We start from the raw sequence: 22,251 nt of genomic DNA, 5'->3' as shown, positions 1-22,251 counted from the left end.
TTCTATGGCTTCATTTACACACGTGGCACAGGATGTCTCTCCTCAGTATGGCCGCGTCACAAAGATCACCATCCGGGTATGCGTGACCGACTGCACTGGAACTGTATATATAACAGATATGCTCCTGCAGGGCGGCTCCATCGCCACCGGCTGGGTAGGCCATGTATCAGAAATTCAATGGACGGAGGACGGATAAATGCCGGAGTTTACACGCTTTACAGAGACAATTACAAAAAAACAGGATAAGCGCGTCGTAAACATCACGGTAAAGCCCACCGTCATAGATTGCACCGGTTCGGTCTGGTTTACCGACTTGATGCTGCAGGAAGGCGATAAAGTCACAGGCTTTGTCATCAACACCGAAACGTTTCTGGAAAAATACGATGGCGATGATGCTACAGACGGAAAGAGGTTTTATAACGGTATCGTCCGCTCCGCTGCTACCTGCGTCATCTTCAATCTCGGTACCACTGCTGCCGGTCTTGACTACAAGGTCTATCCGATTCAGGCGATGGCTGCCGGGTGTATATCGCTTGCGCTGGGTGAAGGTGCTCATAAGGCAACTTTCAAAGCAGCGGCTGCTGCCGGTGATGAATTTGACCTTTTTGCCTCTACAAGGGAGTGCCTGAAGAACGGCTCTGCAACATCCAAGGACGGCTTTTTCCAATACTCTGCTGCCGGTGACAGCAAGCACCCGATTACAGTGGCAGATAAAAAGTCTGCACGCATCTATGTTGAGTTTCAGGAAATGCAGGACGGAGGTGATGCCCTGTGAGCTATGATTATTTGAAAGGCCGCAAATGCATGGTCTGGACATTCATGGGCAATTCCAGAATGTATCAGGCACTTGCCGCATATGGAGACCGCCTCTCGCAGGTAGGTCTCTTTTCTTTTAAGGTATCGCGCACCGGTATCATCTCGGAAAGCGGCGTGGCCATCTCCAACATGCTGACCTACATCAACCGATGGCCGCACATCAAATGGCTGCTGACGATATCCAACGATGGCACGAACAGTATCTTTGCAGCTCTCCGAGATAACACCGACGGCGCTCAGGATACCTTCCTTTCGGAGATCGTCCGCATTATGGAAAAATACCCGTGGTGCGACGGCATCGACATTGACCTTGAGAAAGGCGACGGATATTCCACGCACGCTGCCTCTACGGCGATGTTTCGGAATATCTATAACACAGTAAAAGGTTATGACAGCAGCAAGCTCATGAACATATGCCTGCCGGGTATGAATTCCATCAACGGCTCGGTCGGAGGTGAAAACTGGTGCGTTTACGGCGATCTCAACGCTTACTGTGATACGGCGGCCATCATGAGCTATGGCATGGCGTGGGCGGGCTCTGCTCCCGGAGCCGTCTCTCCAAGGAATTGGCTGGAGGGCATTTACGACTATGCGGTCACAGTCATGAACCCGGAGAAGATATTCTTCGGCCTTCCTGCATATGGCTGGAACTGGCAGATTTATGACCTTCCTGCAAACCTTGGTAAAACCTATCGCGGCACGTCAAATACCTACTATGCGGCAAAGAACTGGATGACCGGTCAGTATAACTTTACAGACGATGCTCCTCCACAGCCATTCATCCCGATCCTCGCATATTGGGATGATTATGATATGGTGCCTTGGGCGCTTCCGCAGGTCTACGACTTCATGGAAGGCAGGGACGCCACAAGCTATGAGTATCCTTTGATGAACGGAACCTATAACAGGCGGCATTACCTGACCGCTTACAGCAAAGAACAACACACAGAGTTCGGCACCATTTATGTGGATGCGGATGGAACGACAAGCTCCTACTCCGGCATCGTATCCTTTGAAAACGGTGTGGCCACTCTCGGTGACGCTGGCTCTGCCACATATACCTTTTCCGTATCAAGCGCCGGAACTTACGACATCGCCATCCGCCTCTGTTATCCCTTCTGGGATAAAAACGGCATCTATGTTTCGATTGACGGCAACACGACGCATTTTACGGAAAGCAGGCTCTGGTGGCCATATTGGAGAAGCACCTTCTGGACGACGCTCGCCAGCAACATTTCACTATCTGCCGGGACGCACACCATCGTGATATCCGTAGATGTAAAAGGCGTACAGTTTTACGGCTACCGTGTTTGCAGCAGCTTTTCGGAGGCTCCCTCTGCAGGCAGCGCGACCTTTACACTCTCTCCACGCCACTTTATCGACGTGGACGGCAACGAGTGTCAGCCGGATAGAGCTTTCAAACTCACCTGCGAAATGCTGAGACGAAAGCCGGACTCTGCCCTCATCTGGTATGAGGATTTCCGAGACTACGGTGTGCTGCAAACAAACTACTGGACGACGCTTTCAGGCTCTTGGACTGTATGGCGCGAGGATGAATATTCCGAAAGCCGCGTTTACTCCCAGCTTGACGGCTCCGGAAAGCTCGCATGGCGATACGATGGTTTTTCCGATATTCACCTGCGGGCAAGGCTGGCTTTTCCTGTGACAGGGAGTGGCAAGGCCGGAGTATTCTGCGGGGATCTGTTCTGCTGCCTGAATTATGATTCTCAGGCTGTGGAGCTTTATAACGGCAGCACGCTCCTTGGCAGCTACAGCCAGACCATAGAGCGGACAGCAAACGCCGACCTTCGTACCGATCCATCCATGTACACGGTCGAGATGCGTATCCGTGGGAATAAGGTGCGTGTTTATTCCGGTTCTTCCTATACGCTTCGCTTCACTGCTACGGTCAGCGGCTTTTCCGGAGGCTATGCCGGATACCGATCAGATAACCGGACGGTCTGCGAGCTGCTCCGCCTTGGCGATGCGTGGACTTACGAGCCATACGAACGCTTTGATGTTACCTTCCCGGATGGCACAGTTACGCAGTATGGCAGGATCAGCCGGTCGAACGCCACGTGGGATACGGAATTTCAGGTGTTTACGTTGACCTCGGATATCGAGGAGGATGCGACACGCAGCGAGAGTATTTCGCTGGATTATGAATTCTACCACTCCCATGAGCTTGCCCTGACCTGTGGGAACGATTATACGGTGACCATCACGCCAAAGGATATCGACATCTGGATAGCAAGGCTCTTTCTCGGAGACGCAGACGGCTTTTCCATCCTCTACTATCAGGATGTGGACTCGCTCGTTTACTGGGCAAACGAAGCGGCCTACCGCTGGGGAGTGAGAGGCTTTGCCATGTGGTCGCTGGGACAGGAGGATATGCGGCTCTGGGAGGCACTGCCAAAACAGATATAACTTCATACACGGATACAGTTCACGAGGCTGTCTGCAAAATGCAGGCGGCTTTTATTTTGCACAAAGGAGGGATTTTCTCATGAAAGAATTCTGGAACACGATCCAACTGGTATTTGCCGCTGTCGGAGGCTGGCTTGGCTATTTCCTTGGCGGCTGTGACGGACTCTTGATTGCTCTGGTGATCTTTGTGACCTGCGACTACCTTACCGGCATCATGTGTGCCATCGTAGACAAAAAGCTCTCAAGCGAGGTCGGCTTTAAGGGAATCTGCCGCAAGGTGCTGATCTTCCTGCTGGTAGGCATCGGAAACGTCATTGATGTTCAGGTACTCGGCCATCCGGGAGTGCTCCGCACGGCGATCATCTTCTTCTACCTGTCCAATGAAGGCCTGTCACTGACGGAGAACGCAGCACATCTCGGCCTGCCGGTACCGGAGAAATTAAAGGAGGTCTTGGAGCAGCTCCACGACCGTCACGATGAGGAGGAAAAATAATATGACGAGAAAAGGAATCGACGTCAGTCATTGGCAAGGAACCATTGACTGGAATAAGGTCAAAAAGGCCGGTATCGAGTTTGCCATCATCAAAGCTGGCGGCTCCGATGCCGGTTTTTATACGGACAGCAAATGGGAAGCAAATTACAAAGGTGCGAAGGCTGCCGGTATCCCAATCGGCGCTTATTACTTTGTCGGAAAGGACTGCGTGACTGCTGCCGCCGGAAAAGCAGATGCTGAGCGCTTCCTGCAAATCCTGAAGGGCAAGCAGCTGGAATACCCGGTCTATATGGATAACGAGGCACAGCCCGCTTCTGCCAAAGCCGGAATCACTGAGGCCACCATTGCTTTCTGTGAAACTATGGAAGATGCCGGTTACTTCGTCGGGATCTATGGCTCCGCTGTTTCCGGTTTCAAGGAGCGCATGGATGACACGAAACTCACGCCCTACGCTCACTGGGTAGCGCAGTATGCGAGCAAATGCTCCTATAAGGGCGACTACGGCATCTGGCAGTATTCTTCCAAGGGTTCTGTTGACGGCATCAGTGGTAATGTGGATATGGACTACGCCTATGTGGATTATCCTGCCATTATCCAGAACGGCGGCTTCAACGGCTTTACAAAGTCTGCGTCCGATGACAGCAAGCCTGCCACTCCTGCTCCGGTCACTCCGGCAAAGACCGTAGATGAGCTGGCGCAGGAGGTGCTGGACGGCAAATGGGGAAACGGAACTGACCGCAAAGAACGCCTCACCGATGCCGGGTATGATTATTCTGCCGTGCAGGCAAAGGTCAATGCTCTGGTGAAAAAGCAAGAATCTACTCCTGTCTACTACACCGTAAAAAGCGGTGATACCCTCTCCGGAATTGCTAAGAAATACGGCACTACGGTTTCTGCAATCCAGAAACTCAACCCGACGCTCATCAAAAACGTCAACCTTATTCTGACCGGCTGGAAGATCAGAGTGAAATAACTGAATATCCAATCTTCTATGCCTGCGAGTGTTCTTCGGAATGCCCGCAGGCTTTTTTTATTTTCCTCCGCTCAAAAAGGCAGTTCATCTCCAGTGGAAACTGGAGGTGGATATGTTATGACAGACGAAATCACAAATGTTCAATCTGGATATTTCACGCAGGAGCGGATTCAGGGCGATCTGGACTACCGCAGAGCACAGACAATCGCAAAGAAGATGCTCGATGACGGCCTCATTTCTGTGGCTGAATTCAACAAATTAACCGCCATCAATCGGGAAACTTTCTCTCCCTTGTTCGCGGAAATAATGCCGAAAATCCCTTGATATGTAGTCGCTTTAGAGTGATGTATAGACGTACGGAAAGGAGGTACTTCCCTTGAAAAAAGTTACGAAAATCGCGGAAACAGCGAACTCGAAAGTTAAACTCAAGAAGATCAGGGTAGCCGCCTACTGTCGCGTCTCTACGGATTCCGATGCCCAGCTTGAAAGCCTTGAGGCACAGAAAACCCACTACGAAAATTACATCACATCCCGTGATGACTGGGAGTTCGCTGGACTCTATTACGACGAAGGCATCACTGGCACAAAGAAGGACAAGCGCCCAGAGCTCCTACGACTCATTGACGACTGCAAGGCCGGTAAAGTGGACTTTGTTATCACAAAATCCATCAGCCGCTTCAGCCGGAACACAACGGATTGCTTAGAGCTGGTAAGAAAACTGCTCGCCCTGCACATTCCGATTTATTTTGAGAAGGAAAATATCAACACCGGCTCAATGGAGAGCGAGCTGTTTCTGGCAATTCTCTCCAGCATGGCCGAAGGCGAGTCTGTTTCCATATCAGAAAACAGCAAGTGGTCAATCCAGAAACGCTTTGAGAGCGGCACCTATAAAGTCAGCTACCCACCCTACGGCTACGATTGGGATGGCGAGCAGATGGTAATTAATCCGGAGCAGGCGGCTGTGGTAAAAGAAATCTTCGCAGCGCTGCTTTCCGGCAAAGGCACCCACGCCATCGCGGATGACCTGAACCGGCGCGGCATTCCTACCAAGCGAAACGGACGCTGGACAGCCACAACCATTCGCGGGATGCTCTCCAATGAGAAGTATGTCGGCGACTGCCTTTTCCAGAAAACGTACTCGGATTCACGCTTTGTCCGGCACAACAATCACGGCGAGCAGACACAGTACATGGTCAAGGATCATCACGAGGCAATCATCAGCCGGGAGGACTTTGAAGCTGCTCACGCTTTTATTCACCAGCGGGCAACGGAAAAAGGTGTCGTCAAAGGGAGCGACAAATACCAGAATCGCTACACCTTCTCCGGGAAGATCATCTGCGGCGAGTGCGGCGATACCTTTAAGCGCCGGATACACAGCTGCACCGGATACAAATACATCGCATGGTGCTGCAGTACCCACATCAAGGATAAAGATAAATGCCACATGCTTTTTGTAAAAGACGATGATCTGAAGCAGGCTTTCGTCACCATGATGAACAAGCTGGTCTACGCGCACAGGATCATCCTAAAACCATATGTGGACGCATTGAAAAACACTTCGTCTGATGACTCGCTTCGGCGCATTCAGGAAATACAGACCCTACTGGCGCAGAACACAGAAAAGCGCGAGACGCTGACAAAGCTCATGACACAGGGCATCATCGACCCGATCCTTTTTAACAAAGAAACGAACGAGCTGCTTTCGCAGGCAGACAGTTTCCGGGATGAGATCAACGCTTTAAAAAACGCTGTTTCCGGAGATGTAACAAAGGTCACCGCAGCTACAGCGCTTCTGCACTTTACAGAAAAAGGCGGAATACTTCAGGAATTCGATGATGACCTTTTTAAAGAATATGTGAACCGCATCATTGTACGCTCCAGAAATGAAGTGTGCTTTGAATTGAAATGCGGTCTGACACTTCGGGAAAGGATGTGAATGCATGGGACATACTCCCTACGGCTACAGCATTGAAAACGGCTGTGCCACGATTAAAGAGGATGAAGCCAATAAGATACGAAAGCTCTATGAGAATTACATCTCCGGGATGGCACTGGCCAAGGCCGCTGCCGCTGCTGGCATTGAAACCTACCACGGCACGGCAAAGCGTCTGATGGAAAACAGACACTACCTCGGAGACGATTTTTACCCGGCCATCATCGATCAGGAAACCTACGATAAAGCTGCTGCCATCCGTCTGGAACGCGCCGGGAAACTTGGCAGGCTGAACAGGAAAAAGAATGTAAAACACGCATTGCCTCCTACCGGCTTTCGCATGGCAGCGGCAGAGCAACATTATGAAGATCCGAGGCTGCAGGCAGAATACCTCTACAGCCTCATTGAAAGCGAGGTAAGCTAATGGGAAATGTTATGGTGATTCCGGCCAGACGACAAGTCGGAAATACAGTAAAACAATCAGATCAGAAAAAGCTCCGTGTTGCAGCCTACTGCCGCGTCAGCACGGATTCCGAAGAACAGGAAACAAGCTACGAGGCTCAGGTCACACACTACACCGAGTACATTCAAAAGAATCCGGAATGGGAGCTGGCTGGCATATTTGCGGACGACGGCATCTCCGGCACCAACACAAAAAAGCGTGACGAATTCAACCGAATGATCGACGAGTGCATGGCCGGTAACATCGACATGGTCATCACCAAGTCCATCAGCCGATTTGCCCGAAACACTCTTGACTGCCTCCAATACATCCGGCAGCTGAAAGACAAGAACATACCAGTTTATTTTGAGAAGGAAGCCATCAACACGCTGGACGCTAAAGGCGAGGTTCTGATCACAATCATGGCGAGCCTTGCCCAGCAGGAAAGCCAGTCAATGAGCCAGAACATCAAACTGGGACTTCAATACCGCTACCAGCAAGGTAAGGTTCAGGTTAATCACAATCGCTTCCTCGGATACACAAAGGATGACAACGGGCATCTGATCATTGATCCGGAGCAGGCAGAAATCGTAAAGCGCATCTACCGAGAATACCTTGAAGGCTCCAGCATGGATAAGATCGCCGACGGGCTTATGGCTGATGGCATCCTTACCGGCGCTGGCAAGACAAAATGGCACACCAGCACCATCAACAAGATTCTCCGCAACGAGAAGTACATGGGCGACGCGCTGCTTCAAAAGACCTATACCACAGACTTCTTAACAAAAAAGCGGATCAAGAACAACGGCACCGTCCCTCAATACTACGTTGAGGGCGATCATGAAGCAATCATTCCGAAAGAGCTCTTCATGCAGGTGCAGGCGGAGCTTGTCCGTCGCCGGGTAGTCCACGTCAGCCCGACAGGCAAAAAACGCAGTTTCTCCTGCAATCACTGTTTTGCACAGATGGTTTTCTGCGGAGACTGCGGTGAGCTTTACCGGCGCGTTCACTGGAACAATCACGGCTGCAAGTCCATCGTATGGCGCTGCATCAGCCGCTTGGAACCGACCTCGGCTGAAAAGAACTGCACCAACCGGACGGTTAACGAGCTCCTTCTACAAGAGATCACGGTCAAGGCCTTCAATAAAATTCTTACCAAGCGGGACTTTTTCCTTAAAACCTTACAGCAGAACATCGCAAAAGCTGTGGTCAGCGCTGACACCCTCTCGCCGGGCGGCATTCAGGCAAGGCTCGAAGAACTGCAAAAAGAGCTCATCAAGAAGGCAAACAATAAACAGGACTATGACTCTATCGCCGATGAGATTTTCCGGCTCCGCGACCAGAGAGAACAATCCGAACTCGACAGCCACCACCGGGAAGAAGCCATGAACCGGCTCAAAGAGCTGCAGAACTTCATCGCAGGTCAAGAAACCGATATCACAGAGTTTGATGAGGCTCTGGTAAAAAAGCTCATCGAGAAGATCACCGTTTTTGCCGACCACTTCAATGTGGAATTCAAATCCGGGCTTGCAATCGAAATCGAAGCATAAAAAGAGCAAGTCGCACTAATGGTCATTAACTATATAGTCGACTTGCTCTTTCATTTTTAAATCATCGGCGATGGCTTCAGTATATCTTCAATCGTATCTATCAACTTTCTAATGTATGGGAAGAGCTTGTTATCATCAAAATCCGCCAATTGCACAATTGCATCCTCCAATGAAAAAGAATACCTAACATCAGCAATATCCGACGCCATCTGGGTTTTCTCTCCCGTGTCTTTATTTTGAACATAAAAGCCCATCACGCGTCCCGAAGACAAATCTTCAATTTCCTGATATGCCGGTCTCCCTTTATGTTTACAAAAATTGTAGCGCTTTCTTATTTCTGAATCTGAAAAAGCATTCCAAAAATCAATAATCTGATCGAAGGCAGGAATGAATTCAGGGCACATCATCCTCAGGTACTCAAAGGGATTATTCTCGGCAGTAGGTGCTGTCACGTTTCGTTCAGCACTTCTAAGTAATGTTGCTGCCTCATCGATAGGTCTTATTCCAGATAAATCTACTCTTTTTCCCTGTTGGCTACAGGCAAATTCTGCCGACACATAACATAGTGTCCAAGACATATCTACTATGGCATTATAATAGAACAATGCAGTCTCATAAAAATGTGACCGAAATATCAACTTAAAAGCTTTATTAGCTACATCATCCTCAACTGGATTAAACCAATGTTCCCAATCATCGGTTTCGGTTTCTCTTAAAAATATACGAGCAGCTGAGTATTGCTCGACAAGTTCTTTTTGTTTTGAACGAAAATACAAATCGTGATTGTTTGGAAGTCTTGTTCCAACCAAGTTAAATGTTACCGACGACGGTTTATCTAATGAAAATATATCTGTAGCAAATTCCATCCAACTCCTCCTAACATCTATCTCACAGCCACAACTCCCCGACATCTAACGTGGCAACTCAACATAGTGACATCTACCGTGGCAACTCAACTCTCACACTTTTCGACCGGATTTGCCCTTGGATAAGTTACCGAGAAGCGTCCGTCCTGCCCGATGCCGAATTTGCCCGATTGCACGAAAACCGCAGTATTACCGGGCTTTCGCGGCTATTATCCTTCGACTCTTGACATCAATACTACCGTCTCAACATGCGTCGTCATCGGAAACATATCCACCGGCTGAACATCCTCAGCCGCGTAGCCGCCGTCAGTCAAAATCTGCATATCACGAGCAAGCGTCGCTGGATTGCACGACACATAGACCACACGCTTCGGCTGCATTTTCAAAATCGTCGCTAGTAGCTGCTCATCACAACCCTTGCGCGGCGGGTCCACAACAAGCACATCTGCCACGACGCCCTCTTGATACCATTTCGGAATGACCTCTTCCGCTTTGCCCACTTCAAATGTCACATTATCCATCTCATTATGAGCTGCATTTTTACGCGCATCCTCAATCGCCTCTGGAACGATCTCCACGCCATACACATGTTTCGCCTGTTTCGCCAGACAAAGTGAAATCGAGCCGATACCGCAATAAGCATCAATGACCGTCTCCTCACCAGTAAGCCCCGCACGATCAAGTGCTTCCTGATACAATCGCTCAGTCTGCACCGGGTTGACCTGATAGAAAGAGCGCGCCGAAATTTTGAACTCGATCCCGTGAATCGTGTCGACAATGGCCTCTTTCCCCCACAGCACAATCGTCTTTTTGCCAAAAATCACATTCGTTTTATCCGGATTGACATTTTGCACAATCGAAACGAGCTGCGGAATTTCTGCCTGAAGTCGCTCTAAAATAACTTCTTTATAGGGAAATTGGGCTTTCCGGGTCACAAGAACAAGCATCAGCTCCTGGTTCGTATAGCTGCTCCTCGTCATGATATGCCGAATGTCACCCCGGTTCCGTTCCTCATCATACGGCTCCAGGCCATATTCCGCCAGAATCTTCCGCGTGGCCTGCACCGCCGCATCGTTTTGTTTATTTTGAATCAGACACGCATCCATGTCGATAATTTGGTGACTCCGTTTTTGGTAAAAGCCCGCTGCCAGTTTGCCGTCCACATAGCCGACCGGCACCTGCGATTTGTTCCGATAGTAGAACGGCTCAGCCATGCCGAGCGTTTCGTGCACCGCCACACTTTGCTTGCCAATCCGGCGCATCACTTCATAAACCTGCTTTTGCTTGAACCGAAGCTGTCCCGCATACGACAAATGCTGCAACTGACAACCGCCGCATTTTTGATAGACAGGGCAAGGTGGCTCCACTCGATCTGGACTTGCTTCAAGGAGCTCCACCAGTCGACCATAGCCGAATTTTTTGCCCGCCTTCACCACTTTGATTTTTACGCGCTCGCCGGGAAGCGTGTTCGGTATGAAAAGCGGATAGCCGTCAATCTTGGCAACACCGCTCCCTTCATGTGTCAAATCAATGACTGAAAGCTCGATTTCCTGATTTTTTTCTACTGCATGTGCCACCTTGTCTCACACTTCCTCCCAATTTGTTTCAACAATTCATTATAACGGAAATCCCATCAAAAAAACAGAGCCGACAAAAGCTCTGTTCTATTTCATCACATATTCAATGCCGACTGGTTCAGTGATTGTCGCCTCACCCGTCTCACTCCACAGAAAAAAGGCTTTCTTTGTTACAGTGAAATCATAATAAAATTCTTTCGGATAGGCCGTGACATCTTGAAAAGACGTTTCAAATTGATCATCAATAGCTGCCCCTTGATCTAGCGCATCAAATTCAAAGGCATCTGCTGTATCCTTGGCCAGATCGTTCGCATAACGAGTAGTAAGCGAGCTTTTCAAATCGACTGTCTGCCCCTCTTTTTTTAGCGGCAGTGCCTCTTGCCCACTACTGATTTCGCGAATACCACTTTCAATTTGATAATCCGACATACCTGTATGGCCATACCCTGTTGGATAGCGATATTTACTATTATTGATATATTCAGAGACCTTGTCCGCAAAAATCACCAGCCGATATTCTTTGATATTGGTGAACCGGTCATTTTCATCTGCCAATTGTTTCAGATAGTATGGATTGGTTGTTTCAAGCACCAAGTTGCCCGAACTCGTCACAGTCACTTTTGAATCTTTTGCCGGCAAATTCATAAAAATATTCTCCGTCAGTGGCAGAGGGGTCTTCGTTTCTACCCATGATTTATTGCTTTCGATCAGTTCGGCTTGCGTTACTTTAGGCACCACTTCCCTCGCCTCCACTCTCCAGAAAACAAGCCAAATCACTGCCGCCAAAACAAGAAGAATCGCTAAAATAGCCACTATTTTTTTATTCATCTGGGCCCGCAGCAAGCTTTTCCACCTACTTTCAAATATTTCAAGGCTTCATTATTATAATTCTTTGATATAATTTATACAATCCTTTTACAAAAAAGACAACTAATTTACTATTTAATTGTATTACTTTTTTACTTGCCGTTTTCGACCTCTGCGCGTAAAATTTATCTTATTGGATAGAAAGGGGCAAAAAATGAATATATGTGTGTATTGCGGGTCAAATCCCGGAAAAACAAGCCAGTATACAGAAAACGTCACAGAGCTTGCACAAGTTTTAAGCGGCGCTGGTCATGATCTGATTTACGGCGGCGGTAGCTTAGGACTGATGCGCGTGATGGCAGATGAGATGTTGAAATCTGGACGTCATGTAACCGGTGTGATGCCAAAAGGACTTTTTCGCAGCGAAATGGTTCATCAAGGCCTTTCTGAGCTAATTGAGGTACATTCGATGCCAGAGCGAAAGGCTGAAATGATTCGGCTTAGCGACGCTTTCATTGCGCTTCCAGGAGGTTTTGGCACATTAGAAGAAATTTCCGAGGTGCTCAGCTACGCTCAACTTGGGCTCCATCAAAAACCAATCGCCTTTTTTAATATAAACGGCTTTTATGATCCGCTGATAACTTGGGTCAAACAGGCCATTCAGGAAGGATTTATTCACGCCGGGCAAGACAGGTTATTTATTAATACCGCATCTCCGCTTAAATTAGTCGAGCAATTAGCGAACTACCAGCAACCAGAAAAAGTCAATAAATGGCAGGAATTAGAGGCTTAACAGCGAAAAACGCAGTTCTCAAAATGAGAACTGCGTTTCTTTAACATTTCTTTCGTTCAATCTCTCTTACTTTTTCATCATTATATTCATCCACAAAGTACAGCGGACGACGTTTGGTCTCATTGAAAATTCGGCCCAAATATTCGCCGATAATTCCGAGTGAAAGTAGTTGAATCCCGCCAAGGAATAAAATCACGATCATCAGTGAAGGATAGCCACTCACATCCGCCCCCATAATCAGCGTCTTAATAAATACCCAGATCATAAAAATAAAGGCACAAAGTGAAACGATACTTCCGACAATCGCCGACAGTCGAAGCGGCCCAGTTGTGAAAGAAGTAATCCCTTCAATCGCCAAATTAATCAACTTGAAATAGTTCCATTTGGTTTCCCCGGCAGCCCGTGGATCACGATCAAATTCGATTTCCTTCTTATTATAACCGATCCAGCTGAACATGCCTTTCGTATATCGCTGCGTTTCGCGCAACATTCTGAGAGCCTCTACCGCCCTGCGATCAAGTAAACGAAAATCGCCTGTATCCTCTTGAATCGGCACACTTGCCATTTTTTTCAATAATTGATAGAACTTTTTAGAGGTATATTTTTTCAAGAATGTTTCGCCATCACGGGAACGGCGTTTTGCGTAAACATCATCATATCCCTCTTCCCAGTAACGAATCATCTCAGGAATAAGCTCGGGTGGGTCTTGTAGGTCAGCATCAATAATCACCACTGCATCGCCTTTTGCATAATCAAGCCCGGCAATCATCGCTGTTTCCTTGCCAAAGTTGCGACTAAGATCCACGAAAGAAACCCGCTTGTCTGTTTCACGAAATTCTTTTAAAATGTCCAATGTCCGATCTTTACTACCATCATTAATAAAAAGATATTCGAATTCATAATTAGGCAAACCACCAGTCACGCTATTTAAGCGCTCATATAATTGACCTAAAACATCTTCTTCATTATATGCAGGTATTAATATTGTCACTAATTTCATACTTCTAGTGTCTCCTTTACTAATCGACTCCCGTTAATTCAATTTATTTTAACATAAAAAGGCAAGCTTGTGAATAGGTAACATTTTCATTACGGAATATCATTAGATTAACATCATTGCAAAAAAAGACTTTTATTTGTAATAATAAACATGCTATAATATTTACAGCCATAGATTATACTAAATGTAGAGGTGTATATATGAAAATAAAAAAACGGGTTGTCTATTTGTTGGCGTTTTTACTACCGATGCTAGCAATGACAAGTATCTTTGCTTTTCAACAATTCCATCCTTTCGGGGATCGCTCTATCTTTGTTGTAGATTTATATGGGCAATACCGCTCTTTCTTCTACTATTTTTATGACTTTTTCCATCAAACTGATTTCACCCTATTCTCTTGGGAAACTGCTCTTGGGATGAATCAGGCGGGCGTTTTTTCTTATTATTTGAGTAGTCCGTTTAATTTTCTTCTATTACTTTTCAGCCGTGACCATTTACCGGACGCCATTGTCTTTCTAACGATTTTCAAAATAGGCGCTGCTGGTGCCACAATGGCTTTTTACTTGAAACGTCTCAAAACGTTCTCTTCCGATACAGTGGTGGTCATGTTTTCACTTTGCTATGCATTAATGGGATACGCCATGTGTTACGCGCAAAATGTGATGTGGCTGGACGGTTTGATTTATCTGCCATTAATTCTCGAAGGGGTAGAAAAAATCATTCGCCGACGTTTTAGCGTACTCTTTGTGTTAGCACTTGCACTGATGTTTATTTCCAGTTTCTACATATCCTATATGGTAGGCGGATTTGTTTTTGTTTACTTTATTGTTAAGATGCTTTCTAGAAAAATAGAATGGCGTAAGATGCTTTCTTCTATTTTAATCTTTTTAAGCAGTACCTTACTATCACTCGGGATTTCGTTTGTTTTGTTTTTCCCAACGATCATTCAGTCACAAACCATTCATAAAAATGCCAGTGATTTTATTCCAAACGCACAAGGGATTTTACGGATTTTTGCTAAATTCTTTAACGGCACCTATGACTCGCTTATCACAACCGGTGGTGCCACATACTACGCCAATATCTTTTCTGGAATTCTTGTAATTATATTGTTACCAGTCTTCTTCCTATCCAAAAAGACAAAATGGCGGGAGAAAATATGTTTTGGTGTTCTTGTTGCCCTCTTTATGCTTAGTTTCAAATTCGGCATACTTAATTTGATTTGGCATGCTATGACACCTCCCACATGGTTTCCATATCGCTTCTCTTTCCTATTCTCATTTACTATTATTGTTATGGCTTTTATCCTTTTCCAACGACTCGATGCCAAAGATCGCAAATGGATTTTTCTTTCCTTTATTGCGTGGTTTGCCCTTCTAGTCATGGAATATGTTTTCCAAAGTGGCACAGTCAATCTAAAACTATTTATTGGGAATGCCATGCTATTAGTAGCTTTTACAACAGTTCTGCTGCTTTTACTCACCTATCCTTCAAAACGAAAATTATTGACATTTGCCTTGGCTTTTCTTGTTTTTGCGGATATGACAAGTAACGGTTTACTGATATCCAGAAAGCTTGATAAACAGTTTACTTACAAAGATTATTCCGCTGTTCAGCTTAATCAAAAGGCAGATAATATCGTAAAAGGTATTCAAAAAAACGATGATAGCTTCTACAGAATGGCTTTAAATTTTGACCAATATGAGAACAACGGCTATCTTTATCAAGCCAATACGATCTCACATAATAGCTCCATGTTAGCCGAAGATTTAGCAAAGACCATGCGTCAGTTTGGCTATAGCACCCAACCAGAAAACCGCAAAATCATTTCAAACGGCGGAACCGTATTGAGTGATAGCATTTTAGGCGTGAAGTACCAGATTGATCCTGCCAATTACAAACAAGCTAAATCTGATAAAGTGGGCAATTACTATGTGTATGAGAATCCATCAGCACTTCCCCTAGGGTTTTTCATTGACCCTTCTGCAGCTCAAGAAATTTCGACAGCGCTTGACAAAGATCCTTATGTAGATATGGTTAATGCCCAACAAAATCTTGCTCAGCTAATTGGAGATAGCCAGAATGAAATTGTCAGTGCAGTTAAACCAATTCGTGTGGTAGAAAAAGAAGGTACGGAAACAACACAAGGTAAAGAAACACCCTATTATGATACCATCTACTATCTGCCACAAATTACGTCGGATAAAATATTGTATCAATACACATGGACTAACACATATGATCGCTCAAGTGTACTATTTAATGATCAATATGCGTACACCTATCCAATCAAAGGTCATGAAGATGGTGTAGCAAATATTTCCATGCTGCAATCCAATGTCACAAAAGTTACTTATCGTAGCTATAATAAAAAGGTCACTTATCCTATTCAGTAATTCTTTACAATCGACCCTACTGCCCTTGCTAAATATGCCACTGCAGCTCAGGAAACCGGCCTTCAAGATGTGAAAGTAGATAACAGCTCAATTTCAGGGACGACAAATAGTGAAACAGGCGGTACCATGCTGCTAACAGTTCCTTATGATAAAGGCTGGCGTTTCCAAGTGAACGGCAAAGATGTCGAAGCCAAGAAAACCGCGGGCTACTTTACATCCATCGAGGTACCAAAAGGAAAAGCGGTAATTACAGCAACTTACCATGTTCCTGGCATGCGTGTTGGACTTACGGTTACAGTCATTTCTCTTTTGATCCTCCTTCTTCTCTATATCCGTGAACGCCGCCGCGTCTTGGTGGCACACCGGATGCTGACAAGAAGAATCCGCTAATCACAAAAAAGGTGCGAAACCAAGTAACTGGTTTCGCACCTTTTTATTAATCAATTAACGTTTGTTCCTCGTATTTTACATCCAAATCAGAAGCCGGAATCTCTTCCACATTCGCAAAAAATTCAATATGCTGATTTAAATTTTGAAAAGTCATTGGCGTCTCTCCGCCTAGTTCACCGTCTAAATTGATGAGCATTTTTTCTTCTGAAGTCACCACAACTTTTTCAGATTTCACATAGATGACATTCGGTTCTTTCACATGATCGCCGCGTAAAGCCAGTGTGATCAGACGAATAAATTCAGCCAAGTTGACCTTTTTGACCACTATCAGTGAAAATTTGCCATCATCCAGCTTGGCATCCGGCGCAATCTTTTCAAACCCGCCAATCGAATTGGTCAGCCCAAGCAGGAAAAACATCGCTTCTCCTTCAAAAAAACCATCATCATATTCAATTTTGACTTTCGTCGCTTTAAAAGACGGCAGCATTTCGATTCCTTTTAAATAATAGGCCAGCTGTCCCAGCATCGTTTTTAATTTACTTGGTACATCATAGGTCAGTTCTGTCAAACGGCCGCCACCGCCAATATTAATAAAATACGTATCATTGGCCTTCCCAATATCCATCGCGACACTTTGACCAGCAGCAATGATTTCCGTTGCCTTGATCACATCTCGCGGAACATGAAGCGCACGAGCAAAGTCATTCGTCGTCCCAGTTGGAATGATCCCCACTTTTGGACGAACCGGTTGCTCAGCAATTCCATTGATCACTTCATTGATAGTCCCATCGCCGCCTGCTGCAACCACAAGATCATACCCATCTACCACGGCCAGTTCAGCTTCTCGCTTTGCATCACCTGCTTCTGGTGTCGTCGCATGGGCACTCGTCACGTAACCTGCATTTTCTAATATTTGCAGGACATCTGCCAAATTTTTCTTGATCAGCTCTCGACCAGAAGTTGGATTATAGATTACGCGAGCTCTCTTCTTCATTGCCTTCATCCTCTCTACAACAAAAAAACGGCTACACTCAAAACGTGTAACGCCTCATCTGTTCAGCATGTTTATTATAGCAAAAAAATAGTCGCTTGCCTATTTTATACCAGTGAAAAATCGTGCATATCCTCCCATTTATTTAAAAATCCTGCATATGAAAGTGGTCAAACGGTCTAAAAAAAACAGAAACCGTCTCAATCAAATCTGCTCCCCGTCAAATTGACAAGAAATTGATTGAAGACCGTTTCTGCTTCAGATTAGCGTTTATTCATTTCTTCCAGTAAAATCTTATTGACCATAGGCGGATTCGCTTGGCCTTTGGTTTGTTTCATCACTTGACCGACAAGGAAACCGATCGCCCGGTCCTTCCCATTTTTAAAGTCGACAATTGATTGCTCATTTTCATCCAGAATCGCTGTAATGATTTTGCGCAACTCGCCCTCATCCGAAATTTGAACGAGACCTTTTGCTTTGACAACCTCTTCGGCATGCCCACCATTTTGAGCCAGCTCACGAAAGACTTTCTTGGCGATTTTAGAAGAGATCGTCCCATTTTCAATGAGTTTGATCATCCCCGCAAGGTTTTCCGGTGTAAGCCCTGTCTCATGCAATTCTTTTTGTTCAGCATTCAGATAAGCAGATACTTCACCCATCAGCCAGTTAGAAGCGAGCTTTGTTTCTGCGCCGGCTTTGATCGTTGCTTCAAAGAAATCAGACATTTCTTTTGTCAGTGTAAGCACCATCGCATCATAGGAAGGCAAGCCTAGTTCCGTCACATAACGTTCTTTTCGTTTGTCAGGCAGCTCTGGGATTTCCGCACGAATCCGATCCATCCAAGCCTGATCAATAAACAAATCGACTAGATCCGGCTCTGGGAAGTAACGATAATCATCGGAACCCTCTTTCACACGCATCAAGCTCGTTTTGCCTGTTGCTTCTTCAAAACGGCGCGTTTCCTGTTCGATAATTCCACCCGCAAGAAGTACCTCACGCTGGCGTTTTTCTTCATATTCGATTCCCTTACGCACGTTGTTAAAGGAGTTCAGGTTTTTCAGCTCCGTTTTCACGCCAAATTCTTCCTGACCGACCGGACGAATCGAGATATTCGCATCACAACGCATCGAGCCTTCTTCCATTTTCACGTCGGAAACACCTGTATATTGAATGATTGATTTCAGTTTTTCCAGATATGCATAAGCTTCTTCAGCCGTTCTAATATCCGGCTCCGATACGATCTCAATTAGTGGCGTTCCTTGACGATTGATATCAACAAGTGAATACCCTTGATTCGTATGCGTATTTTTCCCTGCATCCTCTTCTAAATGAAGCCGTGTAATACCGATTTTTTTCTTCTTACCGCCAACTTCAATTTCAATCCAGCCATGTTCACCAATTGGTTTATCGAATTGCGAAATTTGGTAGGCTTTCGGATTATCGGGATAAAAATAGTTTTTGCGGTCAAATTTAGTATGCTGGGCAATTTCACAATTGATTGCCATTGCAGCCTTCATTCCATATTCAACTGCCCGTTTATTCAGTACTGGCAAAACACCCGGCATCCCTAAATCGACCACCGTTGTGTTTGTATTCGGTTCTGCACCAAAATGAGCAGGAGCAGAAGAGAAAATTTTTGATTCAGTTTTTAATTCTACGTGCACTTCAAGTCCAATCACAGTTTCAAAATTCATGTCTTCTTCCCCCTCCTAAGATAATGTTGGCTTTTCTTTATGGAATGCTGTCGCCTGCTCAAAAGCATGGGCAACCTGATAAATTTTTGCTTCTTCAAAATGATTCCCAATGATTTGCAGACCGACCGGCATACCATCCGAGAAGCCACATGGTACAGAAATCGCTGGAACGCCCGACAGGTTGATCGGAATCGTCAAAATATCATTCAGATACATGGTGATCGGGTCATGAATCATCCCATCAATATTGAAGGCCGTCGTTGGAGCAGTTGGGCCAATAATCACGTCATAGGCTTCAAATACTTTAGCAAAATCCTCTTTGATCAGCGTACGTGCCTGTTGCGCTTTTTTATAATAAGCATCATAGTAGCCGGAACTTAGCGAATAAGTACCCAGCATGATCCGACGCTTCACTTCATCGCCAAATCCTTCAGAACGAGTTTTCTTGTAAAGCTCATCCAAATTGGTTGCATTCGGTGAACGATACCCATAACGAACCCCATCAAAGCGCGCCAAGTTGGAAGATGCCTCACTGGAAGCCAGAATGTAATAACTTGCTACACCATACTCAGAATGCGGCAGGGAAACTTCTTCCCATGTGGCACCCAGTTTTTCAAGCGTGGCCAGAGCTTCCATGACGGCTTGTTTCACGCCCGGTTCAACCCCAGCGCCCAAGTACTCTTTCGGAACGCCAATTTTGAGCCCTTTAATGTCCCCCGTCAAAGCAGCCGCAAAATTCTCAGCCGGCCGTTCGATCGAAGTCGAATCATTTTCATCAACGCCAGAGATGGCTTCCAAAAGATAGGCATTATCGGCCACAGTACGTGTAATAGGACCAATTTGATCGAGCGAAGAGGCAAAGGCAATCAAGCCAAAACGCGAAACGCGACCATATGTAGGCTTCATTCCCACAACACCACAAAATGCCGCCGGTTGACGAATCGAGCCACCTGTATCAGAGCCCAGCGAGAAGAGCACTTCAGAAGCCGCAACCGCTGCCGCACTACCGCCAGATGAGCCACCCGGAACCTTGCTCAAGTTCCACGGATTATAAGTTTTATGGAAGTAGGATGTTTCAGTCGATGACCCCATTGCAAACTCATCCATATTCAGTTTCCCGATATTGATGGCCTGCGCTTTTTTCAATTTTTGGACAACCGTTGCATCATAAATCGGGTCAAAGTTTTCCAAAATTTTGCTTGCTGCAGTCGTCCGCAAACGATTCGTTACGATATTATCTTTGATACCGATTGGCAGACCTGCCAGCACGTTATCCGGATCGATCCCAGCATCACCAAGTTCAGCTGCCACGTCATAGGCTTTTTCCTTGTTGAGCGTAATAAAAGCGCCCACCTTATCTTCCACCGCTTCAATGCGGTCATAGGATTCTTGCACTAAATCAAACGGCGTAATTTCTTTTTTCACAAGAAGGTCGTGCAATTCTTGTACTGAATGTTCAAATAAACCCAAAATAGATTCCCTCCTATAAGCAGATTTTCACACTTATTCTTCAATAATTGTTGGAACTTTAAACATGCCATCCTGCGTTAGAGGCGCATTACGTAAAACTTTTTCACGCGGCAGTCCGGGTTTTGCCACATCTTCGCGAAGGACATTGGAAACAGGGATTGCGTGCGAAGTCGGTTCTACATTTGTTGTATCCAACTCGTTTAATTTTTCGACCATTTCAATAATATTGCCAAGCTGGCTGGCAAATGCTTCTGCTTCAGAATCAGAAACTTCAAGTTTTGCAAGGTTCGCCACTTTACGTACAGTGTCTTTCGATATATTTGTCAAAACGCCATCCTCCTTATGGTTAGATCGATTAGTTTTTTCCACTAATGCTAAAATTATATCATAGTCTACACCCATTTGCAGAGGGTTTTTATGAATTTCCTGAAAAGAAATCGTTCGTTTCCACACCGATAAAAACAGGATTCCACTAGAAGCCTCTATAGCTCCTCATGGAATCCTGTTTCTTCGTTTAATTATAAATATGAGCCTTCGCTGCATCTTCATTCGCAGAGCGCGTAATCAGTGCTGCCGGTCCATCCGTTGTAGAAATATTCACTTGGATATTCGCTGTATTGGGCAAATGCTTGCCGACCAGATCCGTCACATACTGTGAAAATCCAATAATTTCCGCCTCTCCGTAAAACTGAACGGGAATATCGACATCAAGCTCTGCAAGTTGGTCGTTTTCATAGCGGGCACGTCCCACAACACCCGTGTAATTCGGATAGTATTTTTCAATATCCGCTTTAAAATTCAAGAAGGAATCGCTGTCCGTCTTATGGTCGCTTGCAGCATCATTAGACGGCAACACGTAACTCTTCTCTTTGATATCTTTCCAGTTGCCAAGATCCGTTCCCTCTGCAGTTGTATAGGCCATGTAGTTCCCTGGCGCTACCGCATCACGACGCCCTTGCTTATAAATGGCCACTGTAATCGGTACATTTTCAAGCCCCTTGGTTTGACGCATCCGATTGACCACAGTTTGAGCCATTTCTTTCCCTTTGGCAAGCAAATCACTGTCGCTGATATCCTGTTCATAGGTATCGCCATACTGTTCTTTTTGATAATAGTCCACAGAATTCATCGCCAGTGCAACAGACACACCACCTAATGAAACCGTGTTATCATCCGTTTGCTTTAAATAATCCTGTTCAAGAATATGCGCTAAATAAATCGGATTGCGGTTATTTCCCGTCCCATTATCAGTCGGATTCAGCCCATCCTTATTATCGTCACTTTGACGTGAAAGCCACTTACTGAGTGTATCTTCATCCAAATATTGTCCTTCTTGGAATAAGTATTGATCCACCGCATAATTGTTTTGTGAAATCCGCATCAAGCCGGACTCTAACTCATTAATGTCATAGCGCGAATTGATATTGGAAACGACCAGACCGCGCGATTTGCTGGCCTTATAAGGGAGGACGGTTTTATAGTAACTTGATGAGATTTGATTTTTTGTCATAATCCCCGTCTCGCCTTTTTTCTCCGAATCTTTTTGTACGACCTTGCTATCAGAATCAAGCTTTGGCGCACAACCTGTAAGCACAAGCAGCAGGACCATCAAGGGTACCAATAATTTTTTCAT

Annotated in this window: 21 protein-coding genes; 12 read left to right on the top strand and 9 right to left on the bottom strand. The window is 45.8% G+C overall.

What is annotated here, in order from left to right; translation table 11 throughout:
* Positions 1–4: 4 nt before the first annotated feature.
* From CS921_RS14090 to CS921_RS14050, 9 genes are all read left to right on the top strand, one after another.
* Positions 5–196, top strand: coding sequence for a hypothetical protein (locus CS921_RS14090; RefSeq protein ID WP_022117855.1), 192 nt, complete (start codon positions 5–7; stop codon positions 194–196).
* Positions 197–775 (top strand): hypothetical protein, encoded by a 579-nt coding sequence (locus tag CS921_RS14085; protein WP_099224989.1) that lies wholly within the window; start codon positions 197–199, stop codon positions 773–775. It abuts the gene before it with no gap.
* The gene (locus CS921_RS14080) at positions 772–3,243 is read left to right on the top strand and encodes a glycosyl hydrolase family 18 protein (protein WP_099224987.1); all 2,472 of its coding nucleotides are present in this window, start codon (positions 772–774) and stop codon (positions 3,241–3,243) included. Before CS921_RS14085 ends, CS921_RS14080 begins: the two co-directional genes overlap by 4 nt.
* Before the next feature lie 79 nt (positions 3,244–3,322).
* Positions 3,323–3,736, top strand: coding sequence for a phage holin family protein (locus CS921_RS14075; protein WP_006291490.1), 414 nt, complete (start codon positions 3,323–3,325; stop codon positions 3,734–3,736).
* Position 3,737: 1 nt separating this feature from the next.
* Entirely contained in the window at positions 3,738–4,709 is a 972-nt protein-coding gene (locus tag CS921_RS14070; RefSeq protein ID WP_099224985.1) for a GH25 family lysozyme, read from the top strand.
* Between the two features lie 117 nt (positions 4,710–4,826).
* A complete protein-coding gene (locus CS921_RS14065) occupies positions 4,827–5,033 on the top strand; it encodes an SHOCT domain-containing protein (RefSeq protein WP_006291492.1) in 207 nt (68 codons plus the stop codon).
* 52 nt (positions 5,034–5,085) lie between these two features.
* Positions 5,086–6,645, top strand: a complete 1,560-nt coding sequence (locus CS921_RS14060) for a recombinase family protein (protein WP_099224983.1) — start codon at positions 5,086–5,088, stop codon at positions 6,643–6,645.
* Between the two features lie 4 nt (positions 6,646–6,649).
* A complete protein-coding gene (locus CS921_RS14055; RefSeq protein WP_099224981.1) occupies positions 6,650–7,066 on the top strand; it encodes an integrase in 417 nt (138 codons plus the stop codon).
* Positions 7,066–8,634 carry a recombinase family protein gene (locus CS921_RS14050; RefSeq protein WP_099224979.1) on the top strand — a complete coding sequence of 523 codons (1,569 nt, stop codon included), beginning with the start codon at positions 7,066–7,068 and terminating at the stop codon, positions 8,632–8,634. The genes CS921_RS14055 and CS921_RS14050 overlap by 1 nt, the downstream gene beginning before the upstream one ends.
* A 56-nt stretch (positions 8,635–8,690) precedes the next feature.
* On the opposite strand, the gene CS921_RS14045 is transcribed toward CS921_RS14050, so the two are convergent.
* The 3 genes from CS921_RS14045 to CS921_RS14035 all read right to left on the bottom strand — a co-directional run bounded on the left by CS921_RS14045 (position 8,691) and on the right by CS921_RS14035 (position 11,905).
* A complete protein-coding gene (locus CS921_RS14045) occupies positions 8,691–9,500 on the bottom strand; it encodes a hypothetical protein (protein WP_099224977.1) in 810 nt (269 codons plus the stop codon).
* A 209-nt stretch (positions 9,501–9,709) separates the two neighbouring features.
* Positions 9,710–11,077 (bottom strand): 23S rRNA (uracil(1939)-C(5))-methyltransferase RlmD, encoded by a 1,368-nt coding sequence (rlmD, locus tag CS921_RS14040; RefSeq protein ID WP_099224975.1) that lies wholly within the window; start codon positions 11,075–11,077, stop codon positions 9,710–9,712.
* An 87-nt stretch (positions 11,078–11,164) separates the two neighbouring features.
* Positions 11,165–11,905, bottom strand: coding sequence for a hypothetical protein (locus CS921_RS14035; RefSeq protein ID WP_162921787.1), 741 nt, complete (start codon positions 11,903–11,905; stop codon positions 11,165–11,167).
* A gap of 193 nt (positions 11,906–12,098) precedes the next feature.
* On the opposite strand from CS921_RS14035, the gene CS921_RS14030 reads away from it, so the two are divergent.
* Complete coding sequence (locus CS921_RS14030) at positions 12,099–12,677, top strand: LOG family protein (protein WP_099224971.1); 579 nt, start codon at positions 12,099–12,101, stop codon at positions 12,675–12,677.
* Between the two features lie 40 nt (positions 12,678–12,717).
* Here CS921_RS14030 and CS921_RS14025 read toward each other — a convergent pair whose 3' ends face one another.
* Positions 12,718–13,677 carry a glycosyltransferase family 2 protein gene (locus CS921_RS14025; protein WP_099224969.1) on the bottom strand — a complete coding sequence of 320 codons (960 nt, stop codon included), beginning with the start codon at positions 13,675–13,677 and terminating at the stop codon, positions 12,718–12,720.
* Positions 13,678–13,877: 200 nt separating this feature from the next.
* Between CS921_RS14025 and CS921_RS14020 the strand changes: the two genes are divergently transcribed.
* Complete coding sequence (locus tag CS921_RS14020; RefSeq protein ID WP_099224967.1) at positions 13,878–16,073, top strand: YfhO family protein; 2,196 nt, start codon at positions 13,878–13,880, stop codon at positions 16,071–16,073.
* Between the two features lie 9 nt (positions 16,074–16,082).
* Positions 16,083–16,463 (top strand): YfhO family protein, encoded by a 381-nt coding sequence (locus CS921_RS14015; protein ID WP_099224965.1) that lies wholly within the window; start codon positions 16,083–16,085, stop codon positions 16,461–16,463.
* Between the two features lie 46 nt (positions 16,464–16,509).
* Here CS921_RS14015 and CS921_RS14010 read toward each other — a convergent pair whose 3' ends face one another.
* The 5 genes from CS921_RS14010 to CS921_RS13990 all read right to left on the bottom strand — a co-directional run bounded on the left by CS921_RS14010 (position 16,510) and on the right by CS921_RS13990 (position 22,251).
* Positions 16,510–17,457: a diacylglycerol kinase gene (locus CS921_RS14010; protein WP_099224963.1), complete on the bottom strand. Its 948-nt coding sequence runs from the start codon at positions 17,455–17,457 to the stop codon at positions 16,510–16,512.
* 260 nt (positions 17,458–17,717) lie between these two features.
* Positions 17,718–19,148, bottom strand: a complete 1,431-nt coding sequence (gene gatB, locus CS921_RS14005) for an Asp-tRNA(Asn)/Glu-tRNA(Gln) amidotransferase subunit GatB (RefSeq protein ID WP_099224961.1) — start codon at positions 19,146–19,148, stop codon at positions 17,718–17,720.
* A gap of 15 nt (positions 19,149–19,163) precedes the next feature.
* Positions 19,164–20,618: an Asp-tRNA(Asn)/Glu-tRNA(Gln) amidotransferase subunit GatA gene (gene gatA, locus CS921_RS14000; protein ID WP_099224959.1), complete on the bottom strand. Its 1,455-nt coding sequence runs from the start codon at positions 20,616–20,618 to the stop codon at positions 19,164–19,166.
* 33 nt (positions 20,619–20,651) lie between these two features.
* A complete protein-coding gene (gene gatC / locus CS921_RS13995; protein WP_099225060.1) occupies positions 20,652–20,945 on the bottom strand; it encodes an Asp-tRNA(Asn)/Glu-tRNA(Gln) amidotransferase subunit GatC in 294 nt (97 codons plus the stop codon).
* A 187-nt stretch (positions 20,946–21,132) separates the two neighbouring features.
* Positions 21,133–22,251, bottom strand: a complete 1,119-nt coding sequence (locus tag CS921_RS13990) for a CamS family sex pheromone protein (protein ID WP_099224957.1) — start codon at positions 22,249–22,251, stop codon at positions 21,133–21,135.

Source organism: Listeria costaricensis, from assembly GCF_900183385.1.
GTDB lineage: Bacteria > Bacillota > Bacilli > Lactobacillales > Listeriaceae > Listeria > Listeria costaricensis.
This window is presented reverse-complemented; position numbering and strand designations above follow the sequence as displayed.